The sequence below is a fragment of the Pseudokineococcus marinus genome, assembly GCF_013004605.1.
GTDB lineage: Bacteria > Actinomycetota > Actinomycetes > Actinomycetales > Quadrisphaeraceae > Pseudokineococcus > Pseudokineococcus marinus.
On the sequence record NZ_JABEMA010000556.1, the window covers coordinates 1 to 1,093 of the forward strand.

Here is a 1,093-nt window from a genome sequence, read left to right on the forward strand (position 1 = left end):
CCGCGGCCGTCGCCCGGCGCCTCGCCGAGGTCGACGCGCTGACGGGGCTGCGCAACCGCCGCGGGTGGCGCGCGGCCCTCGACGACGAGCGACGCCGACGCGGACGGACCGGGGCCGCGACGGGCGTCGTCGTCGTCGACCTGGACGGGCTCAAGGCGGTGAACGACCGCCAGGGGCACGCCGCGGGCGACGCCCTGCTGGTGGCGGCCGCCGGCATCCTGCTGCGCTCCTGCCGTCCCCACGACGTCGTGGCCCGCTCGGGCGGCGACGAGTACGCCGTCCTGGCGCTCGACGTCGGGGCAGCGGGCCTCGAGCGGCTGTGCGAGCGCATCCGCGGCGGTCTGGCCGACGCCGGCGTCGCCGCGTCGGTGGCGGGCGCCTGCGAGGAGCCGGACACGGGGCTGACCGGCGCGTGGGAGCGGGCCGACCGGCGCATGTACGACGTCAAGCGCGCCCACCGGTCGGGGGTCGGTGCCCGGCCGGGCGACCCGACCGCGGACCCGGGGGCGGGCACCGCGGCGCGCCTGGCGTACATCCACGAGGCGGTGCGGGCGGGGCTCACCCCCTCGCAGGTGCGCGACGCGCTGGCCCAGCAGCAGGACGGGCGAGAGGACGACGAGCCGGGCGAGCGGCGTCGTCCGGGGGGCGAGCCCGCTCCCGACCCGTCGCCCCGGCGCTAGCCCGTCCCCCTGCCCGAGGTCTCCGCCACCACCTCGGCCGCCAGGTCGCGCAGCTTGCGGCCGCTCGCCTGGGACGCCGAGGACAGCAGGGCGAAGGCCTCGTCGGCCGAGCACCCGCGACGGGCCATGAGCACGCCCTTGGCCTGCTCGATCGTGGCGCGCGACGCCATGGCCGCCGTCAGCTGCTCCGCGCGCTCCCGTGCCGCCGCCAGCGCCACCGCGTTGGCGAGGACCGGGCCGGCGCAGCGCGCGACCTCGTCGGCGACGGCCAGGGCCGTCGCGTCCGGGGCCCCGGTCTCGCGGCTGCAGAGGGCCAGGGCGCCGACCGGCCCGCCGGCCCCCGGCAGGGGCAGGGCTACGACCGAGCGCAGGCCCCGGCGCGCGGCGGCGCTCGCGTACGGGGCGAGGTGCTC

General features: G+C 80.3%; 2 protein-coding genes. One reads left to right on the forward strand and one right to left on the reverse strand.

Features of this window, described 5'->3' with window-relative positions:
* A partial coding sequence (locus tag HLB09_RS17445) for a GGDEF domain-containing protein (protein ID WP_171204537.1) occupies nt 1-680 on the forward strand: 680 nt, incomplete at its 5' end.
* Here the strand turns inward: HLB09_RS17445 and HLB09_RS18000 are convergent.
* On the reverse strand, nt 677-1,093 hold a 417-nt coding region (locus HLB09_RS18000), incomplete at its 5' end, for an ANTAR domain-containing protein (protein ID WP_212771331.1). The two genes, HLB09_RS17445 and HLB09_RS18000, sit on opposite strands and share 4 nt — an antisense overlap.